Below are 15,682 nucleotides of genomic sequence, written 5' to 3'. Positions count from 1 at the left end.
GATTCGGGACGTTTAGGGATCAACTGCCGGGACGTTGGTCCCGTAGGTCCCGAACCGGGCGCTGTGCGGCCTTTCCGGCGGTCCCGGTCACTCGCGACGTGCGGATAAACCGTTTCCGTTGTTCCGGTATGTCCGGTTTCAGGAGTTGAAGGCAAGGCCGTCAAGAGCCGATCTCCCCCGGAGATCGCTACGACGCTATGTCGTAGATGGGGTGTTTTGGGCTTGGCGGGGGTCCGGGTTACCAAGGATGAGCAAGCCCGACGCAGAGACCCCTTCGCGTCGGGTCCCGTACTTCCCGGAGGTTTTCCCCCGTATGTCGAAGCGCGTCATGAACCCCGCCACCCGTACCGCCGCCGTCGCCCTCGCCGCCGCGGGTCTGGGAGCGTCGCTGGTGGCCGGAGCCGGGTCCGCCTTCGCCGCCGAGGGCAAGGCCGTCGGCTCGATCGCCACGACCGCGTCCGCCGCCGTCGCGGCCCAGGCCCAGACCCAGGCCCAGGTGGCCGCCCAGGCGAAGGCCGTCGCCGCCAAGGCCGCCGCCGCCAAGACCGCGGCCGCGAAGGCCGCAGCGGTGAAGGCCGCGGCAGCGAAGAAGGCCGTCACGGCCAAGAAGGCCGCCGCCTGGGTCAAGCCGGTCACCTCGTACTCGCTGAGCGCCAGCTTCAACCAGGGCGGCGCCATGTGGGCCCACAAGCACTCCGGCCAGGACTTCGCCGTCCCGGTCGGCACCCCGGTCAAGGCCGCGGGCGCGGGCACCGTCGTGAAGGCCGGCCCGAACGGCGGCGGCGACGGCCCCGCGTACGGCAACGCGATCGTCGTCAAGCACGGCAACGGCACGTACTCGCAGTACGCCCACCTGTCGAAGATCAAGGTCCACATCGGCCAGAAGGTCGCCGCCGGCCAGCAGATCGCCCTTTCGGGCAACACCGGCAACTCCTCCGGCCCGCACCTGCACTTCGAGATCCGTACGACCCCGAACTACGGCTCGGCCGTGAACCCGGCCGCCTTCCTGCGGTCCCACGGCGTCGGCATCTGACCGACCCGCCTCAGTGGGCCGAGTAGGCCTGACTGATCAGATCGAGGGCGACCTCGAGGACGGCTCCGTGCTTGTCCTCGGGGTCGCCCTCGACGTTCTGCATGAAGAACGTGCCCGCGTGCAGGGTGAAGATCGCGCTGACGCAGCGGACCCGGTCCGTCATCGGGAGGTCGGGCTCCTGGATGAGGTCGCTCAGGGTGAGCATGCGCTCCTTGAAGGTCAGGCCGACGCTGAGCTCGCGCACGGTGGCCTGGTTCTCCTGGATGAAGCGGAAGAGGGGCTCCGCCGCGCGCAGCGCCACCTGGTAGCGGCGCAGGACCTCCTGCTTGGTCTCCAGGGTGCGGGGCTGCCCCTCGGCCCAGGCGATCAGGTCGTCCATCGGCCGGGTCAGGTCCTCGAAGATCCCGATGAGGATGTCTTCCTTGGTCTTGAAGTGGTAGTAGAGCGCGGCTTTCGTGACGTCGAGGCGTTCCGCGATCTCGCGCAGCGAGGTCTTCTCGTAGCCCTGCTCGGCGAAGAGGTCGAGGGCCACGTCCTGGATGCGCTGGCGGGTGTTGCCTCGGGCCTGGGCCATGGTCTCTCGCTTCCACACATACTTACTTGACGACCGGCTAGTTCCGCGTCTACCGTCCCCAGTGTAGTAACTAGCCGGGCGGCAAGTAAGGGAAGCACATGGCGACGAACGAGACAGTCAAGGCAGCCGAGGAGGAGGCACCGCCAGCGCGCAGCGTCCGTGTCGTCCTGCTCGCCCTCATGATCGCGATGCTGCTCGCGATGCTCGACAACATGATCATCGGAACCGCGATGCCGACGATCGTCGGCGAGCTCGGCGGCCTGGAGCACCTCTCCTGGGTCGTCACCGCCTACACCCTCGCCACCGCCGCCTCCACCCCCCTCTGGGGCAAGGTCGGCGACATGTTCGGCCGCAAGGGCGTCTTCCTCACCTCGATCGTGATCTTCCTGATCGGCTCGGCGCTCAGCGGCATGGCCCAGGACATGGGCCAGCTCATCGGCTTCCGCACCATCCAGGGCCTCGGCGCCGGCGGCCTCATGGTCGGCGTCATGGCGATCATCGGCGACCTGATCCCGCCCCGTGAGCGCGGCAAGTACCAGGGCATGATGGCCGGCGTGATGGCCCTCGCCATGATCGGCGGACCGCTGGTCGGCGGCACCATCACCGACCACTGGGGCTGGCGCTGGTCCTTCTACATCAACCTGCCGCTCGGCGTCGTCGCCCTCGCCATGGTGACCACCGTCCTGCACCTGCCGAAGAAGCAGCGCGCCACCGGCACCCGGATCGACTTCCTCGGCGCCGGACTGCTGACCGTCGGCATCACCGCGATCGTCCTCGTCACCACCTGGGGCGGCACGGAGTACGCCTGGGGCTCGGCCACGATCGTCGGCCTCGCCGTCGGCGGAGCCGCCGCGCTCGCCGCGTTCCTCTTCGTCGAGACCCGGGCGAGCGACCCGATCATGCCGCTGCACATCTTCCGCAGCCGCAACTTCACCCTGATGTCCCTGATCGGCTTCATCACCGGCTTCGTGATGTTCGGCGCGGTCCTCTACCTGCCGATCTTCCAGCAGTCCGTCCAGGGCGCCTCGGCGACCAACTCCGGTCTGCTGCTCCTGCCGATGCTGCTGTCGATGATGGTGGTCTCGCTGGTCGTCGGCCGGGTCACCACCAGCACCGGCAAGTACAAGGTCTTCCCGATCGTCGGCGGGGCCCTCATGGTGGCCGGCCTCTTCCTGCTCTCCACCATGGACACCGGCACCTCGCGCCTGGTCTCCGGCGTCTGGATGGCCGTCCTCGGCGCCGGCATGGGCTTCCTCATGCAGATCACCATGCTGGTCGCCCAGAACAGCGTGGAGATGAAGGACATGGGCGTCGCCTCCTCCTCCACCACCCTGTTCCGGACGCTCGGCTCCTCCTTCGGCGTCGCGATCATGGGCGCGCTGTTCACCAGCCGCGTCCAGGACGAGATGACGGCCCGCGGCGGGTCCGGCCTGACCGAGCGGACCGCGCAGCTCGACGCGGCCAGCCTCGCCAAGCTGCCGGCGGCGCTCCGCGAGGCCTACCAGCACGCGGTCGCCACCGGCACCCACGGCGCCTTCCTGCTCGCCTCGGCGGTCGCCGTCCTCGGCTTCGCCCTCGCCTTCTTCGTCAAGGAGGTCACGCTCCGCGGAGCGGGCCCGGCGGCGGCGCCGAAGCCCGCGGCGGACGACGACAGCGCCAAGGTCGCCGAGACGGTCTGACCTCCGGCACGCGCGTACGAACAGTGGGGCAGGTCCTTCGAAGGACCTGCCCCACTGCCGTACGTCCAGGCTCGCGCCGCCGCCTCAAGCCCCCGGCCCCCGGCACCGCCGTAAGTCCCACCGCCGTAAGTCCCACCGCCGTAAGTCCCCGGCACCGCCAACGCCCCCGCCGCCTACGCCCCCGCCGTCCTCACTCCGGCAGGCGCAGGATCGGGAAGCTGCCCGTGCTCGTCGGGGCGTGGTCGGGGAGCCAGAGGACCGCGATGGCGCCGCCGACCCCGTTCGCGGCCCCCTCGGAGGCCACGTTCCGGAAGGTCAGCCGGGCGCCGAGGACCCGCGCCTGGCCCACCGCGATGGTCAGGCCGAGGCCGTGACCCTGGCCCGCCCGGTCGCTCGTGCCCGTACGGAAGCGGCTCGGCCCCTCCTTGAGGAGCGCCTCGGGGAATCCGGGGCCGTGGTCGCGGACGCGCACCACCCGGCCCTCCACGGTGACCTCGACCGGCGGCTTGCCGTGCTTGGCCGCGTTCGCGAGGAGGTTGCCGAGGACGCGTTCCAGGCGCCGCGGGTCGGTGTTCACCCAGGAGTCGTGGACGACCCGGACGACCACCTCGGGGTCAAGGGCGCGCACCCGGCGCTCGACGAACTCCCCGAGCGCGATCTCCTGGAGCTCGGCCCGCTCCGACGCGCTGTCGAGGCGGGCCACCTCCAGGACGTCCTCGACGAGGGTCCGCATCGCCTGCGCCCGGTCCCGTACGAGCTCGGTCGGACGGCCGGGCGGCAGCAGTTCGGCGGCCGTGAGCAGCCCGGTCACCGGGGTCCGCAGCTCGTGCGCGATGTCCGCGGTGACCCGGCGCTCGGCCTCGATCCGCTCGTTCAGGGCGTCGGTCAGGGCGTCGACCGCCCATGCCAGGTCGTCGGTCTCGTCCCGTACGACCCCGCCGACGGCGTCCCGCACCCGCACGTCCGTGTTGCCCTGGGCGACCCGGCCGGCCGCGACGGCGGCCTTCCTGAGCCGCCGGGAGATCCGGCCGCCGATCAGGACGCCGAGGGCGCAGCCGCCGAAGACCACCGAGACCGAGCCGATGACCAGGGCCCGGTCCAGATCGTTCATGATCGTCGCGCTGCGGTCGGCGAAGGGGATGTGCAGCGACAGCACGTCGCCGCTGGCCAGCGGCACGGCGGCCCACACGTCGGGCGGCCCGCCGTGCCGGTGTTGCTGCACGTACGTGCCGCGCCGGTTGTCCCGCATCAGCTGGTCGAGCTGGGCCGGCAGCGCCGGGTCGTTGATCTTCGTGCCGAAGCGGGGCTCCTTGGGCTTCGACGTCTCGTACATCCGCTGGGCGAAGAGCAGCCGCTCCATCTGGACTTCGCGGGCGTTGTCGAGCATCGAGATCCGGGCCGCGTTGTGCACGACGATGCTGAGGGTGACCGCGATGAGGGCGCCGACCGCCGCGATGGCGACGGCGATCTTCCAGCGGACCCCGGTCCGCAGGGGGAACAGCTTCACCGGACCGGACCCGTCTCGGGCGAGGGTGTGCGTGGGTTCATGCCGGGCTAGCTCTTGAGCTTGTAGCCGAAGCCGCGGACCGTCTCGATCCGGTCCTGGCCGATCTTGGCGCGCAGCCGCTGGACATGGACGTCGACGACCCGGGTGTCGCCGCCCCAGCCGTAGTCCCAGACCCGCTCCAGGAGCTTGTCCCGGGACAGTACGGTGCCCGGCGCGGCCGAGAACTCCAGGAGCAGCCGCATCTCGGTGGGGGTCAGCGCCACCGGCTGCCCGCTCCGGCGGACCTCCATGCCCTCGGTGTCGACCTCCAGGTCGCCGAAGACCAGGAGCCCGCCACCGTCGCCCGGCGCGTCCCCGTGCTCGCCGGAGCCCACCCCGCCCGCGTGCCCGAAGCGGCGCAGCACGGCCCGGATGCGGGCCATGAGCACCGAGCCGTCGAAGGGCTTCGTGACGTAGTCGTCCGCGCCGGCCTCCAGACCGAGGACGACGTCGATCGAGTCGGCGCGCGCCGACAGCATGATGACCGGCACCGTCGACTCGTCGCGGATGCGGCGGCAGAGGCTGACGCCGTCCATGCCGGGCAGCATCACGTCGAGCAGGGCGATGTCCGGCCGCTGCGCCCGGAAGGCGTCGAGGCCGGAGAGTCCGTCGGGCATGGCCGTGACGCGGAAGCCGTCCCGCTCCAGGGCGAGCTGGGTGGCCTCACGGATCACGTCGTCGTCCTCGACGAACAGGACATGGGTCTCGGCCATCGTGCGTGTCCTTCGGGGTGCGGTCGGTCGGTCGGGCTGCGGTCGGTCGGGGCTGCGGTCGGTCGGGGTGCGGAGCAAGGGGCAGGGGGGCGGGATCCGGGATACGGAGAGGCCGCCGTAGGGCTCAGCCGGCGGCGGACGTGCTGGGCGCGGGCTCGTCCGCGCCGTCGCCGACCGCCCGGCTGTAGTCGTTGTGCACCCAGTCGTGCTGGATGAACCGGTTCCCCGACCAGCGGTACGTGATCACGTCCTCGCCCGAGGGGTACGCGACCGGGTCGCCCTGCGCGTACACCTGCTGGGTGACGACGAGGTCGCCCCGGTCGATCGTGGCGTACACGGCGGGGTCCTCGGTCATGAAGACGTTCACGTACCGGTCGCTCTGCATGCGGTAGACGTACGTGCCGATGCCGACGGCGTCGCCGCAGGTCATGACGTTGACGACGACGTCGGGCGCCGGAGCGTTCGTGAGGTTGCCGTACGAGGCGTCCACCGGGTAGGCGTCCGCGACACACGGCTTCAGGTCGGCCTTGAGCCGCTCGCCGATCTTCGGGTCGGCCTTGAGGAGCGCGATCGGATCCACCCGCTCGGCGGACTGGGGGCCGCCGGTCGCGGACACCGAGGGGGTGGGCGCCGCGGCGGCCACCTCGTCGGTGCGGGCCGCGCCCTCGTCGCGGGAGCCGGTGCCGCCGGTGGAGCAGGAGGCCAGGGAGAGCCCGGCGGCGACGAGCCCGGCCACCGCCGTCACGCCCGCCGTGGCGGCACGCCGAGGGCGGCGCCGTCCGGTCCGGAACCGGTCGTCGCCGCCGCTCGCGCTGGGGCCGCCTCCGCGGCGTCTGCCGCCGTCGGCACCGTCGTCTAGGCCGCGCACCGCTCCCGCCCCCCTTCGTCACCTCGTACGGTCGCCCGCTCCCCGGTCCGCCCCAGGGCGCGGGCGTCGAGGTCGCGGCTCTCCAGCTCCTGGCGGAGCCGGGCGAGTGCGCGGTGGAGCGTCGACTTCACCGTACCCGTCGACATGCCGAGCGCCGCCGCGGTCTCCTCGGTGCTCATCTGCTCCCAGTGACGCAGGACGACGACGCTGCGCTGCTTCGGCGCCAGCACCTTCAGGACGTCCATGAGCAGGGCCCGGTCGGCGTGCTGCTCGGTCGCGTCGTCGACGCAGGCGTCGGGCAGCTGCTCGGTGGGGACCTCGTCGAGCTTGCGGGAGCGCCACCATTCGGTCCGGGTGTTGATCATGACGCGGCGCAGGTAGGCATCGGCCAGCGACTTGTCGGCGATGCCGTCCCAACGGCCGAACGTGCGGGCCAACGCCGTCTGGAGCAGGTCCTGGGCGTCGACGGGATCGGCGACGAGCCGGCGGGCGCTGCGCAGCAGCGCGTCCTGCCGTGTGCGTACGTACTCTTCGAAGTCGAGCACCTCGCCGTGCCTCATCCGAACCGCCTCCGATCCCCGTGACCAGCTCTGTTCCTCGTGTCGTCGACGACGCTACGGAGCACTTGTCACGGAGCTGTGCGGGGCAGCCGTCGGCGGACGCACGGCTACCCATCGGTTGTGTAACAGCGGGGGCGGATGAGGTTTGGGGAGCGGCGGGCCCGGTCCTCAGGAGAGCGGCAGCCGGTAGCGGCCGTTCTCCAGCGGTTCGACGAGGCCGTCCGCGACCAGGCCGTCGAGGGCCCTGGCCCGCTGCACCGGCTCGTCCCAGACCGCGTCCAGGGCCGCCTGCGCCACCGGGTCGGCCGACTCGCGCAGGACGGCGAGCAGCCGGCCCCGCACCTGCCGGTCGGTGCCGGCGTACGTCTGGCCGCGCCGCGGCGGGCCGTCGTGCGCCGGCTTGCCGGCCAGCCGCCAGGCGCACCGGGCGGCGATGGGGCAGCGCCCGCAGTCCTCGTTCTTCGCCGTGCACACCAGCGCGCCCAGCTCCATCGAGGCGGCGGCCCAGCGCGACGCCGTCCCCTCGTCCTCGGGCAGCAGGGCGCGGGCGAGGCGCCGTTCGGCGGCCGTGGTCGCGTTCGGCGGGTACTGGACGCCGGTCGCCGCCCGCGCGAAGACCCGGCGCACGTTGGTGTCCAGGACCGCGTGGCGCTGCCCGTACGCGAAGGAGGCCACCGCGGCCGCCGTGTACTCGCCGATGCCGGGCAGCGAGAGGAGCTGGCCGTGGTCGCTCGGCACGTCGCCGCGGTGCCGTTCCGTTATGGCCACGGCCGCCGCGTGCAGCCGCAGCGCACGGCGCGGGTAGCCGAGCCGGCCCCAGGCGCGTACCGCCTCGCCGGGGGCCTCCGCGGCCAGGTCGGCCGGGCGCGGCCAGCGCGCGAGCCACTGCTCGTACACCGGGAGGACCCGGACGACCGGGGTCTGCTGGAGCATGAACTCGCTGACCATGACCCCCCAGGCGCCGGCCTCGGGGCGGCGCCAGGGCAGGTCGCGGGCGTGCCGGTCGAACCAGGCGAGGACGGGCCCGTGGAGCTCGGCGGGGAGCTCGGGGGCCACGGGGCTCGCGGGCCCGGGGGGCGTGGGGGGAGTGTCGATGGAAGTCATGGCACCCCCGATCCTGGCACGTCCGCGGCGGGATCAGTACGCGCCGTGGCGCGCGCGCGAGCGCTGCTCGGAGTGCGCGGGAGCGTGCGTGGCGGCGTGCGCCGCCTGTCCGCGCCCCGCGCACCACGCCACGGCCGGGTTGCGGCTCGACCTGGCCGTCTCCACCACGGAGCGCACCGGCCGCTCGGCGGCCCTCATGACGAGGAAGGCGACGAGGGCGCCGACGAGCAGACCCACGGTCACGTCGTGCGGGTAGTGCACGCCGACGAAGACCCGGGAGAACGCCATGAGCAGCGCCATCGGCACCGTCAGCCACACGATCCCGCGCCAGGACAGGGCGAGCGCGATGGCGGCGGCACCGGCGATGGCCGAGTGGTTGCTGGGGAAGGACCAGTCGCCGTGCGGCGGGCAGGCGACGAGCGAGACGGGCGCCCCGGCGACCGCGCGGCAGGGACGTTCCTCGTCGACCAGCGACTTGAACGCCTCGCTCGCCACGTACCCGAAGGCGGTGGCGAGCGGGGCGAGCAGCGCGACCGTCATCGCCCGGCTCGATCCGTCGCGCGAGCGCCACCAGCCGGCCAGGAACAGCACGCCGAAGAGCAGCAGTCCGGCCTCGGTCCAGACCTCGGCGAGCCACTGGAACCAGTGGGGGGTGGAGTGGGCGAAGTCGGCGACGTCGAGATACAGACGGTCGGAGAGGTCGAGGAGGGTGTCCATGGTGGACGACGCTAACCGGAATTTCGACTCCGCCGCCCCGGGCCAACGGCCAGAGCGACCCCCGACGAAAGTGGGGGCTCGCGATTCGCTCCGGTTCCCACCGGTTTCATGCGTGGTTCCGGGAAAAGTTCCCGGAACCGACGGATGTGATCATCGGCAAAACTTGGCGTCTCGGGCGGCGGGTGGGGCGGGAGTTGGACCGGATCTCTCGTAAGGTTCGGGTCGTGGGATCTTTGCGCAATCCGGTCGGGCCGCTTCCCTCCACCATCTACTGGCGACGGAGGGCGGTCGCGGTATGCCTGGTGGCGCTGCTCGCCCTGCTCGCCGCATGGGCCGTCACCTCGGGTGACGGGGGCGGGAAGAAGCCGAACGACGCCGCCAACGGCTCCTCGCCCACCCCTCCCTCGATCACGCCCGGCCCCTCGGGCACCGGCACCGCGATCAGCCAACAGCCCGGCGGCCGCGACGAGTCGGACGACTCGGGCGACACCGACGGCGCGGGCACCGGCGCGGGCACCGGCACCGACGCGGGCACCGACGCGGGCGCCGACGCCGGTACGGACTCCGGGGCCGCCACCGGCGGCAAGAACGGCGACACCGACGGAGCCGGCGGCGACGGCGGCGCGGGCACCGGCGCGGGCCGACAGGTCCCGGCGAACTCCCCGCTCCCGAACTGCCCCGCCGGAGCGCTCCAGTTGACGCTCCGCACCACCAAGGTCGCCTACGAGGCGGGGGAGAAGCCGCGCTTCCACCTCGTCGCCAAGAACACCTCGAACACCGCCTGCAAGGCCGACTTCGGGCCCCGCGCCGCGGTACTGACGGTCAGCGACGACCGGGACGACGAGATCTGGTCCTCCGCCGACTGCCCCCGCCCCGGCGACCCGATCCTGCTCCACGTCCCCGCCCACACCACCGTCACCCACACCGTCGAGTGGGACCGCGTCCGCAGCGCCCCGCAGTGCGCCACCGCCCCGGCCGGCCAGGCCGCCCCCGGCACCTACCTCGTGGAAGCCGCGATGTCGGGCGCCAAGGTGCTCGCTGCCTCGTTCACGCTGAAGAACGACTGAGCCGACTGAGCCGACTCAGGCGCCTGAGACGCCTGAGTCGGCTGAAGCGACTGGGTCGCCTGAGTCGCCTGAAGCGTCTGGGTCGCCTGAGTTGCCTGAGGACATGACCCGGCCGTACCGCCCCCGGATCCAGACGTACCGCTCCAGGATCTAGACGTACCGCTCCAGGATCTAGACGTACCGCTCCAGGATCGAGGACTCCGCGAGTCGCGACAGGCCCTCGCGGACGCTGCGGGCGCGGGCCTCGCCGACGCCGTCGACGGTCTGGAGGTCGTCCACGCTCGCGGCGAGGAGCTTCTGCAGCCCGCCGAAGTGCTCCACGAGCCGCTCGATGATCGCGCCGGGCAGCCGCGGCACCTTCGCGAGGAGCCGGTAGCCGCGCGGCGACACCGCCGAGTCGAGGGTCTCCGGCGAGCCGCTGTAGCCCAGGGCACGGGCCACGACCGGAAGTTCGAGCAGCTCGGTGTGGGAGAGCGCGTCCAGTTCGGTCAGCGCCTCGGCGACCGTGCGGGCGCGCTTGGCGGTCGGCTCGGGCACGTAGTCCCGGATCACCAGCTCGCGCTCCGGCTCCACGCCCGCGATCAGCTCGTCGAGCTGGAGCGAGAGGAGCCGCCCGTCGGTGCCGAGCTCGACCACGTACTCCGCGATCTCGGTGGCGATCCGGCGGACCATCTCCAGGCGCTGGGCGACGGCCGTCACGTCCCGGACGGTGACCAGGTCCTCGATCTCCAGGGCGGAGAGCGTGCCGGCCACCTCGTCGAGGCGGAGCTTGTACCGCTCCAGGGTCGCGAGGGCCTGGTTGGCGCGGGACAGGATCGCCGCCGACTCCTCCAGGACCCGGCGCTCGCCGTTCACGTACAGCGCGATCAGCCGCATCGACTGGGAGACCGAGACGACCGGGTAGTTGCACTGCTTGGAGACCCGGTCCGCCGTGCGGTGGCGGGTGCCGGTCTCCTCGGTGGGGATGGAGGCGTCCGGGACCAGCTGCACGCCCGCCCGGTGGATCTTGGTGATGTCCTTGTCGAGGACGAGCGCGCCGTCGAGCTTGCACAGCTCACGCAGGCGCGTGGCGGCGAACTCGACGTCCAGCACGAAACCGCCGGTGCACATCGAGTCGACCGTCTTGTCCAGGCCGAGCACGATGAGACCGCCGGTGTTGCCCCGGAGGATCCGCTCCAGGCCGTCGCGCAGCGCGGTGCCCGGCGCGACGGCGCTCAGGGCGGCGCGCATCAGCGCTTCGTTGCCGGAGCCCGCGCCGGACTTTCCAGGACTTGTTGCCCCGTCCTTGGCTGCCACTGCTCTCCTCCGGCTCGTACGGATGGGCGAGACCAGGGCAAAGTCTAGCGACACCACCCCGCCGCCCTCCGCCCCCGACCGATCCGGGGTGGTCCGAAAGGGGTCCCCGCCCTGACCGGCGGCTAACCCTCGGCACCCTCCGGAGCCTTCACGCGGCGGCTGCGCGGCAGCACGCGCAGGGCGTCGCCCATGTCCGCGACCTCGGTCACCTTCATGCCCGCCGGCACCTTCCCCGGGTCCGAGGGGACCAGCGCGTGCGTGAAGCCGAGCCGGTGCGCCTCGGCGAGCCGGCGCTGCACGCCCGTCACCCGCCGGACCTCGCCCGCGAGCCCGACCTCGCCGATCGCGACCAGGTTCTTCGGCAGCGGGGTGTCGCTCGCCGCCGAGGCGAGCGCGAGGGCGATGGCGAGGTCGGCGGCGGGCTCGGTGAGCTTCACACCGCCCACGGTCGCGCTGTAGATGTCCCGCTTGCCCAGGGCGCTGATCCGGCCGCGCTGCTCCAGGACCGCCAGCATCATCGAGACCCGGGAGGTCTCCAGACCGGAGACGGTCCGGCGCGGCGACGGGATCTGGCTGTCCACGGTCAGCGACTGGACCTCGGCGACCAGCGGGCGGCGGCCCTCCAGGGTGACCGTCAGACAGGTGCCCGGCACGGCCACGTCCCGCCGGGTCAGGAAGAGCCCGGAGGGGTCGGCCAGACCCGTGATGCCCTCGTCGTGCAGCTCGAAGCAGCCGACCTCGTCGGTCGCGCCGTACCGGTTCTTCACGCCGCGGACCAGACGCAGGCGCGCGTGCCGGTCGCCCTCGAAGCTCAGGACGACGTCGACCAGGTGCTCCAGGAGCCGGGGGCCCGCGATGGCCCCGTCCTTGGTGACGTGGCCGACGAGGAGCGTGGACATGCCGCGCTCCTTGGAGGCCCGGATCAGGGCTCCGGCGACCTCGCGGACCTGGGCCATGCCGCCGGGCGCGCCGTCGATCTCGGGGGAGGCGACGGTCTGCACCGAGTCCATGATCAGCAGCGAGGGCTTGACGGCGTCGAGGTGTCCGAGGACGGCCGACAGGTCCGTCTCGGCCGCCAGGTACAGATGGTCGCTCAGCGCGTTGATCCGGTCGGCGCGCAGGCGGACCTGGCTCGCGGACTCCTCGCCCGTGACGTACAGCGTGCGGTGCTCGTCGCTCGCCGCCTTGGCCGCCACGTCGAGCAGCAGCGTCGACTTGCCGACGCCCGGCTCGCCCGCGAGCAGCACCACGGCGCCGGGCACCAGGCCGCCGCCGAGGACCCGGTCCAGCTCGTCGACACCGGTCGAGCGTGCGGTGGCCTGCCGGCCGTCGATCTGGGCGATGGGGACGGCGGCGGTGGACACGCGGCCGGCCGCAGTCGTCCGGACGGCGGGCGCGCCGTACTCCTCGACCGTCCCCCAGGCCTGGCATTCGGGGCAACGGCCGAGCCACTTGGCCGTCTGCCAACCGCACTCGGTGCAGCGGTAGGACGGCCTGTCCTTGGCGGATTTCGTACGGGCAGCCATGTCCCACACCGTATCGGCCCCCACCGACAACGGGCCGCCGTCCTCCACAGGGGACCGCCACGGCACCGGAACGCCGGGTTCCTGTCCTCTTTCGAGCGATAGCTTCACCCGTAAGAATGAGAATGGCTCAACCGGTACGAAGAGTGCCCTCCGCGCTGCCTACGGTCGCCCAGTGACGAGCAGCAGGCTGGATTCCCCCACAGGCACCACCGGCGCCCATCGGGCGCACCGCGCCGCGGACCAGGAACCGCGCACGCTCGGCCGGCGGCCCCCCGCCCGCTACGAGGCCGCCCTCGACGGCCTCTTCACGTACTGCCTCTCCGTGCTCTGCGACCACGACACGGCGACCGCCGTCCTCGGCGACGTCCTCGCCGTCGCCGAGCGCCACCACGGCCGCTGCCCCTCCGACGAGGACGGCCGCACGGCCTGGCTGTACGCCCTCGCCCGCTGGGCCTGCCTGCGCAGCCTCGGCGAGCAGCGCCGCAAGCGCCAGGGCGCCCACACGGGCCGCCCCGCCGTCACCGCGCCCGAGCCGCCCCGCGTCTCCGAGGAGACCGCGGACCGCCGCCGGGCCGAACTCGCCGTCCTCGCCTGGCCCGAGGCGGCCGGCACCACGCCCGAGCAGCGGGAGGCCCTGGAGCTCGCCGTCCGGCACGGCCTCAGCCGGCGCCAGGTCGCCGCCGTGCTCTCCCTCGACCCGCAGGCCGCCCGCGAACTCCTCGCCACCGCCGGCTGCGAGGTCGAGCGGACCCGCGCCGCGCTCGCCGTCGTCGAGACCGGCAGCTGCCCCACCGTCGCCCGGCTCACCGGCGACCACCAGGTCCTCCTCTCGGCCGCCCTGCGCGCCGAACTCGTCCGGCACGTCGACGACTGCCCGCGCTGCCGGCGGGTCGCCGAGCGGGTGGGCGCCGGCGGCCCCTGGCCCGGCACCACCGAACCGGCCCCGACCCGGCTGCCGCTCGTCGAGGCGCCCCGGGCCGCCGCGTACATGGCGATGCTGCACGTCCCGCGCGCGCGTGCCGGCGCCCCGCGCTTCGCGCCCACCGGCTTCCCGATGGACCCCAAGGACCACGTGGCCCGCCGCGACCGGATGCGGGCCCGCGCGGTGACCACCACCGTCGTCGCGGCCGTCGTCGCCGCCCCCGTCCTCGCCCTCTGGACCTCCTGCCGGGGCACCCCCGTCGCGGACGCGCCCGGCAGGGACGGCGCCCGGATCAGCGCGCGCGAGGCGGACGAACCAGTGGGCCCGGACGGCCGCCCCTACGACCGCTACGAGAACGCGGGCAACGCCAGCACCACCCCCGAGCCCCGCTTCACCCGGGGCAGCCGCGCCCCCGACGTCTCCGTCGAGGTGGTCAGCCCCGGCGGCCCCACCGAACCCTCCCGCCCCGGCGATCCCGCCGCCGGCTGGATCACGGTCTCCGCGCGCGGGCACGGCGATCTGACCCTGCTCACGCTCACCGCGTCCGGCGGCTCCCCCGTCGACTGGTCGCTGTGGACCGACGCACCCTGGCTGTACGTGACGCGGGCCTCGGGCACGCTCCGCCCCGGCGAGACGGTGACGATCACCGTCCGCGTCGACCACGGGCGCGAGCCCGTGGGCGCCTGGAGCGCGCGGATCGGGGTCAACCCCTCGGGCGCGGTGGTCAGGATCGACGGCTACCGCCCGCCCCCGCCGATCGACGACCGGGTGATCACGCCCCCGCCGGCCACGACGACGGAGCCGACGACCCCGCCGACCTCTCCGCCCACCACCGAGCCGACGACCCCGCCCACGTCCCCGCCGACGACCGAGCCCACCACCCCGCCCACGACCGAGCCCACCACCCCGCCGCCGACGTCGCAGCCGACCACGGAGCCGACGACCCCGCCGCCGACCACCGAGGAACCCCCGCCCACGACCTCGGACCCGGGCTCACCCCCGGCGCCGACGGAGGAACCGCCGTCGTCCTCGTAGAAGGCCTTCCGCCGGAAAGCTTCGGAAGGTCTCCCTCCGGGAAGGTCAGGCCGGATCCGCCGGGTGGGGCGCCACGAGCGGCAGCTGCGAGGAGAGCCGGGCCTCGCAGAGTCCGACCAGCACCTCGTACGCCTCCTGGCCCATCATCTCGACGAGCTCGGGCCGGTACGAGACGTAGACCGGTTCACCGCCGACGTGCGCCGAGGTCGCCGTCGTGCAGTACCAGTGCAGGTCGTGGCCGCCGGGCCCCCAGCCGCGCCGGTCGTACTCGCCGATCGACACCTGGAGCACCCGGCTGTCGTCGGGGCGGTCGATCCAGTCGTACGTCCGCCGCACCGGCAGCTGCCAGCACACGTCCGGCTTCGTCTCCAGCGGCTCCTTGCCCTCCTTCATCGCCAGGATGTGGAGGGAGCAGCCGGCGCCGCCCTCGAAACCGGGCCGGTTCTGGAAGATGCAGGACCCCTCCCAGCGGCGGGTCTGCCGGTCGCCGTCCTCGTCGAGCTGCACCCAGCCCGAGTCCGTGCCGACGTCGTGGAACTGCCACAGCTCCGGCGTCAGCCGGGCCACGTGCTCGGCGACCCGCTTCTCGTCGTCGTCGTCGGAGAAGTGCGCCCCGAGCGTGCAGCATCCGTCGTCGGCGCGCCCCTCCTGGATGCCCTGGCAGCCGTTTCCGAAGATGCAGGTCCAGCGCGAGGTCAGCCACGTCAGGTCACAGCGGTAGACCTGCTCCTCGTCGGTCGGATCGGGAAACTCGACCCACGCGCGCGCGAAGTCCAGCCCCTTCTCGTCCGGCTCCTCTCCCTTGCCCCGCTTCTGCTTCCCGGCCTTGACGGCCTTCACGGCCTTGGCCGCGTGCGCGGTCCTGGCCGCCTTCACACCGCCGTCGCCGCCACCGTCTTCGTCCGGCTTCGCCTTCTTCGTCTTTGGCACAACTCCAAGCGTATGCGGGTCGGCGCGTCGACCTCGGCCTCCGCCGGGGGAGCGCGCGCTCCGAGGACGCCGCCAGGGTGCTGTGAAACAGCTCACAGAGGGCCGATTCGCC

At 72.9% G+C, this 15,682-nt stretch carries 14 protein-coding genes; 4 read left to right on the top strand and 10 right to left on the bottom strand.

The window, feature by feature from the left end; all coding sequences use genetic code 11:
• Positions 1-313: 313 nt before the first annotated feature.
• A complete protein-coding gene (locus MRBLMG1_RS10780; RefSeq protein ID WP_367823104.1) occupies positions 314-1,033 on the top strand; it encodes a M23 family metallopeptidase in 720 nt (239 codons plus the stop codon).
• Positions 1,034-1,043: 10 nt separating this feature from the next.
• Here MRBLMG1_RS10780 and MRBLMG1_RS10775 read toward each other — a convergent pair whose 3' ends face one another.
• Entirely contained in the window at positions 1,044-1,607 is a 564-nt protein-coding gene (locus MRBLMG1_RS10775) for a TetR/AcrR family transcriptional regulator (RefSeq protein ID WP_367823102.1), read from the bottom strand.
• Between the two features lie 98 nt (positions 1,608-1,705).
• Between MRBLMG1_RS10775 and MRBLMG1_RS10770 the strand changes: the two genes are divergently transcribed.
• Positions 1,706-3,286, top strand: a complete 1,581-nt coding sequence (locus tag MRBLMG1_RS10770) for an MDR family MFS transporter (protein ID WP_367823100.1) — start codon at positions 1,706-1,708, stop codon at positions 3,284-3,286.
• Between the two features lie 190 nt (positions 3,287-3,476).
• Here MRBLMG1_RS10770 and cseC read toward each other — a convergent pair whose 3' ends face one another.
• The 6 genes from cseC to MRBLMG1_RS10740 form a co-directional block, all read right to left on the bottom strand.
• Complete coding sequence (gene cseC, locus MRBLMG1_RS10765) at positions 3,477-4,952, bottom strand: two-component system sensor histidine kinase CseC (protein ID WP_414721568.1); 1,476 nt, start codon at positions 4,950-4,952, stop codon at positions 3,477-3,479.
• Positions 4,841-5,545, bottom strand: a complete 705-nt coding sequence (cseB, locus tag MRBLMG1_RS10760; RefSeq protein WP_367823096.1) for a two-component system response regulator CseB — start codon at positions 5,543-5,545, stop codon at positions 4,841-4,843. The genes cseC and cseB overlap by 112 nt, the downstream gene beginning before the upstream one ends.
• A 124-nt stretch (positions 5,546-5,669) precedes the next feature.
• The gene (locus MRBLMG1_RS10755; RefSeq protein WP_367823095.1) at positions 5,670-6,413 is read right to left on the bottom strand and encodes a hypothetical protein; all 744 of its coding nucleotides are present in this window, start codon (positions 6,411-6,413) and stop codon (positions 5,670-5,672) included.
• Complete coding sequence (locus MRBLMG1_RS10750; RefSeq protein WP_367823093.1) at positions 6,401-6,973, bottom strand: SigE family RNA polymerase sigma factor; 573 nt, start codon at positions 6,971-6,973, stop codon at positions 6,401-6,403. Before MRBLMG1_RS10750 ends, MRBLMG1_RS10755 begins: the two co-directional genes overlap by 13 nt.
• Before the next feature lie 168 nt (positions 6,974-7,141).
• Positions 7,142-8,077 (bottom strand): A/G-specific adenine glycosylase, encoded by a 936-nt coding sequence (locus MRBLMG1_RS10745; protein ID WP_367823091.1) that lies wholly within the window; start codon positions 8,075-8,077, stop codon positions 7,142-7,144.
• A gap of 33 nt (positions 8,078-8,110) precedes the next feature.
• Complete coding sequence (locus MRBLMG1_RS10740) at positions 8,111-8,794, bottom strand: phosphatase PAP2 family protein (RefSeq protein ID WP_367823089.1); 684 nt, start codon at positions 8,792-8,794, stop codon at positions 8,111-8,113.
• A gap of 224 nt (positions 8,795-9,018) precedes the next feature.
• On the opposite strand from MRBLMG1_RS10740, the gene MRBLMG1_RS10735 reads away from it, so the two are divergent.
• Positions 9,019-9,861, top strand: a complete 843-nt coding sequence (locus MRBLMG1_RS10735; protein WP_367823087.1) for a hypothetical protein — start codon at positions 9,019-9,021, stop codon at positions 9,859-9,861.
• Between the two features lie 171 nt (positions 9,862-10,032).
• Here the strand turns inward: MRBLMG1_RS10735 and disA are convergent, their stop codons facing one another.
• Positions 10,033-11,157 (bottom strand): DNA integrity scanning diadenylate cyclase DisA, encoded by a 1,125-nt coding sequence (disA, locus tag MRBLMG1_RS10730; RefSeq protein WP_367823085.1) that lies wholly within the window; start codon positions 11,155-11,157, stop codon positions 10,033-10,035.
• Positions 11,158-11,279: 122 nt separating this feature from the next.
• Entirely contained in the window at positions 11,280-12,683 is a 1,404-nt protein-coding gene (gene radA, locus MRBLMG1_RS10725) for a DNA repair protein RadA (protein ID WP_367823083.1), read from the bottom strand.
• Positions 12,684-12,855: 172 nt separating this feature from the next.
• Here radA and MRBLMG1_RS10720 point away from each other — a divergent pair, with 172 nt between their 5' ends.
• On the top strand, positions 12,856-14,640 hold the full coding sequence (locus MRBLMG1_RS10720) for a BACON domain-containing protein (RefSeq protein WP_367823082.1): 1,785 nt from the start codon (positions 12,856-12,858) through the stop codon (positions 14,638-14,640).
• Positions 14,641-14,685: 45 nt separating this feature from the next.
• Here MRBLMG1_RS10720 and MRBLMG1_RS10715 read toward each other — a convergent pair whose 3' ends face one another.
• Complete coding sequence (locus tag MRBLMG1_RS10715) at positions 14,686-15,570, bottom strand: hypothetical protein (protein WP_414721523.1); 885 nt, start codon at positions 15,568-15,570, stop codon at positions 14,686-14,688.
• Between the last annotated feature and the right edge of the window lie 112 nt (positions 15,571-15,682).

Origin of the sequence: Streptomyces sp. LMG1-1-1.1, from assembly GCF_040815545.1 — a bacterium.
GTDB lineage: Bacteria > Actinomycetota > Actinomycetes > Streptomycetales > Streptomycetaceae > Streptomyces.
This window is presented reverse-complemented; position numbering and strand designations above follow the sequence as displayed.

Excerpts from the sequence above, each read along its gene's own strand:
- MRBLMG1_RS10780 (WP_367823104.1), top strand. The coding sequence starts at position 314 with ATGTCGAAGCGCGTCATGAACCCCGCCACCCGTACCGCCGCCGTCGCC.
- MRBLMG1_RS10775 (WP_367823102.1), bottom strand. The coding sequence starts at position 1,607 with ATGGCCCAGGCCCGAGGCAACACCCGCCAGCGCATCCAGGACGTGGCC.
- MRBLMG1_RS10770 (WP_367823100.1), top strand. The coding sequence starts at position 1,706 with ATGGCGACGAACGAGACAGTCAAGGCAGCCGAGGAGGAGGCACCGCCA.
- cseB (WP_367823096.1), bottom strand. The coding sequence starts at position 5,545 with ATGGCCGAGACCCATGTCCTGTTCGTCGAGGACGACGACGTGATCCGT.
- MRBLMG1_RS10750 (WP_367823093.1), bottom strand. The coding sequence starts at position 6,973 with ATGAGGCACGGCGAGGTGCTCGACTTCGAAGAGTACGTACGCACACGG.
- MRBLMG1_RS10745 (WP_367823091.1), bottom strand. The coding sequence starts at position 8,077 with ATGACTTCCATCGACACTCCCCCCACGCCCCCCGGGCCCGCGAGCCCC.
- MRBLMG1_RS10740 (WP_367823089.1), bottom strand. The coding sequence starts at position 8,794 with ATGGACACCCTCCTCGACCTCTCCGACCGTCTGTATCTCGACGTCGCC.
- radA (WP_367823083.1), bottom strand. The coding sequence starts at position 12,683 with ATGGCTGCCCGTACGAAATCCGCCAAGGACAGGCCGTCCTACCGCTGC.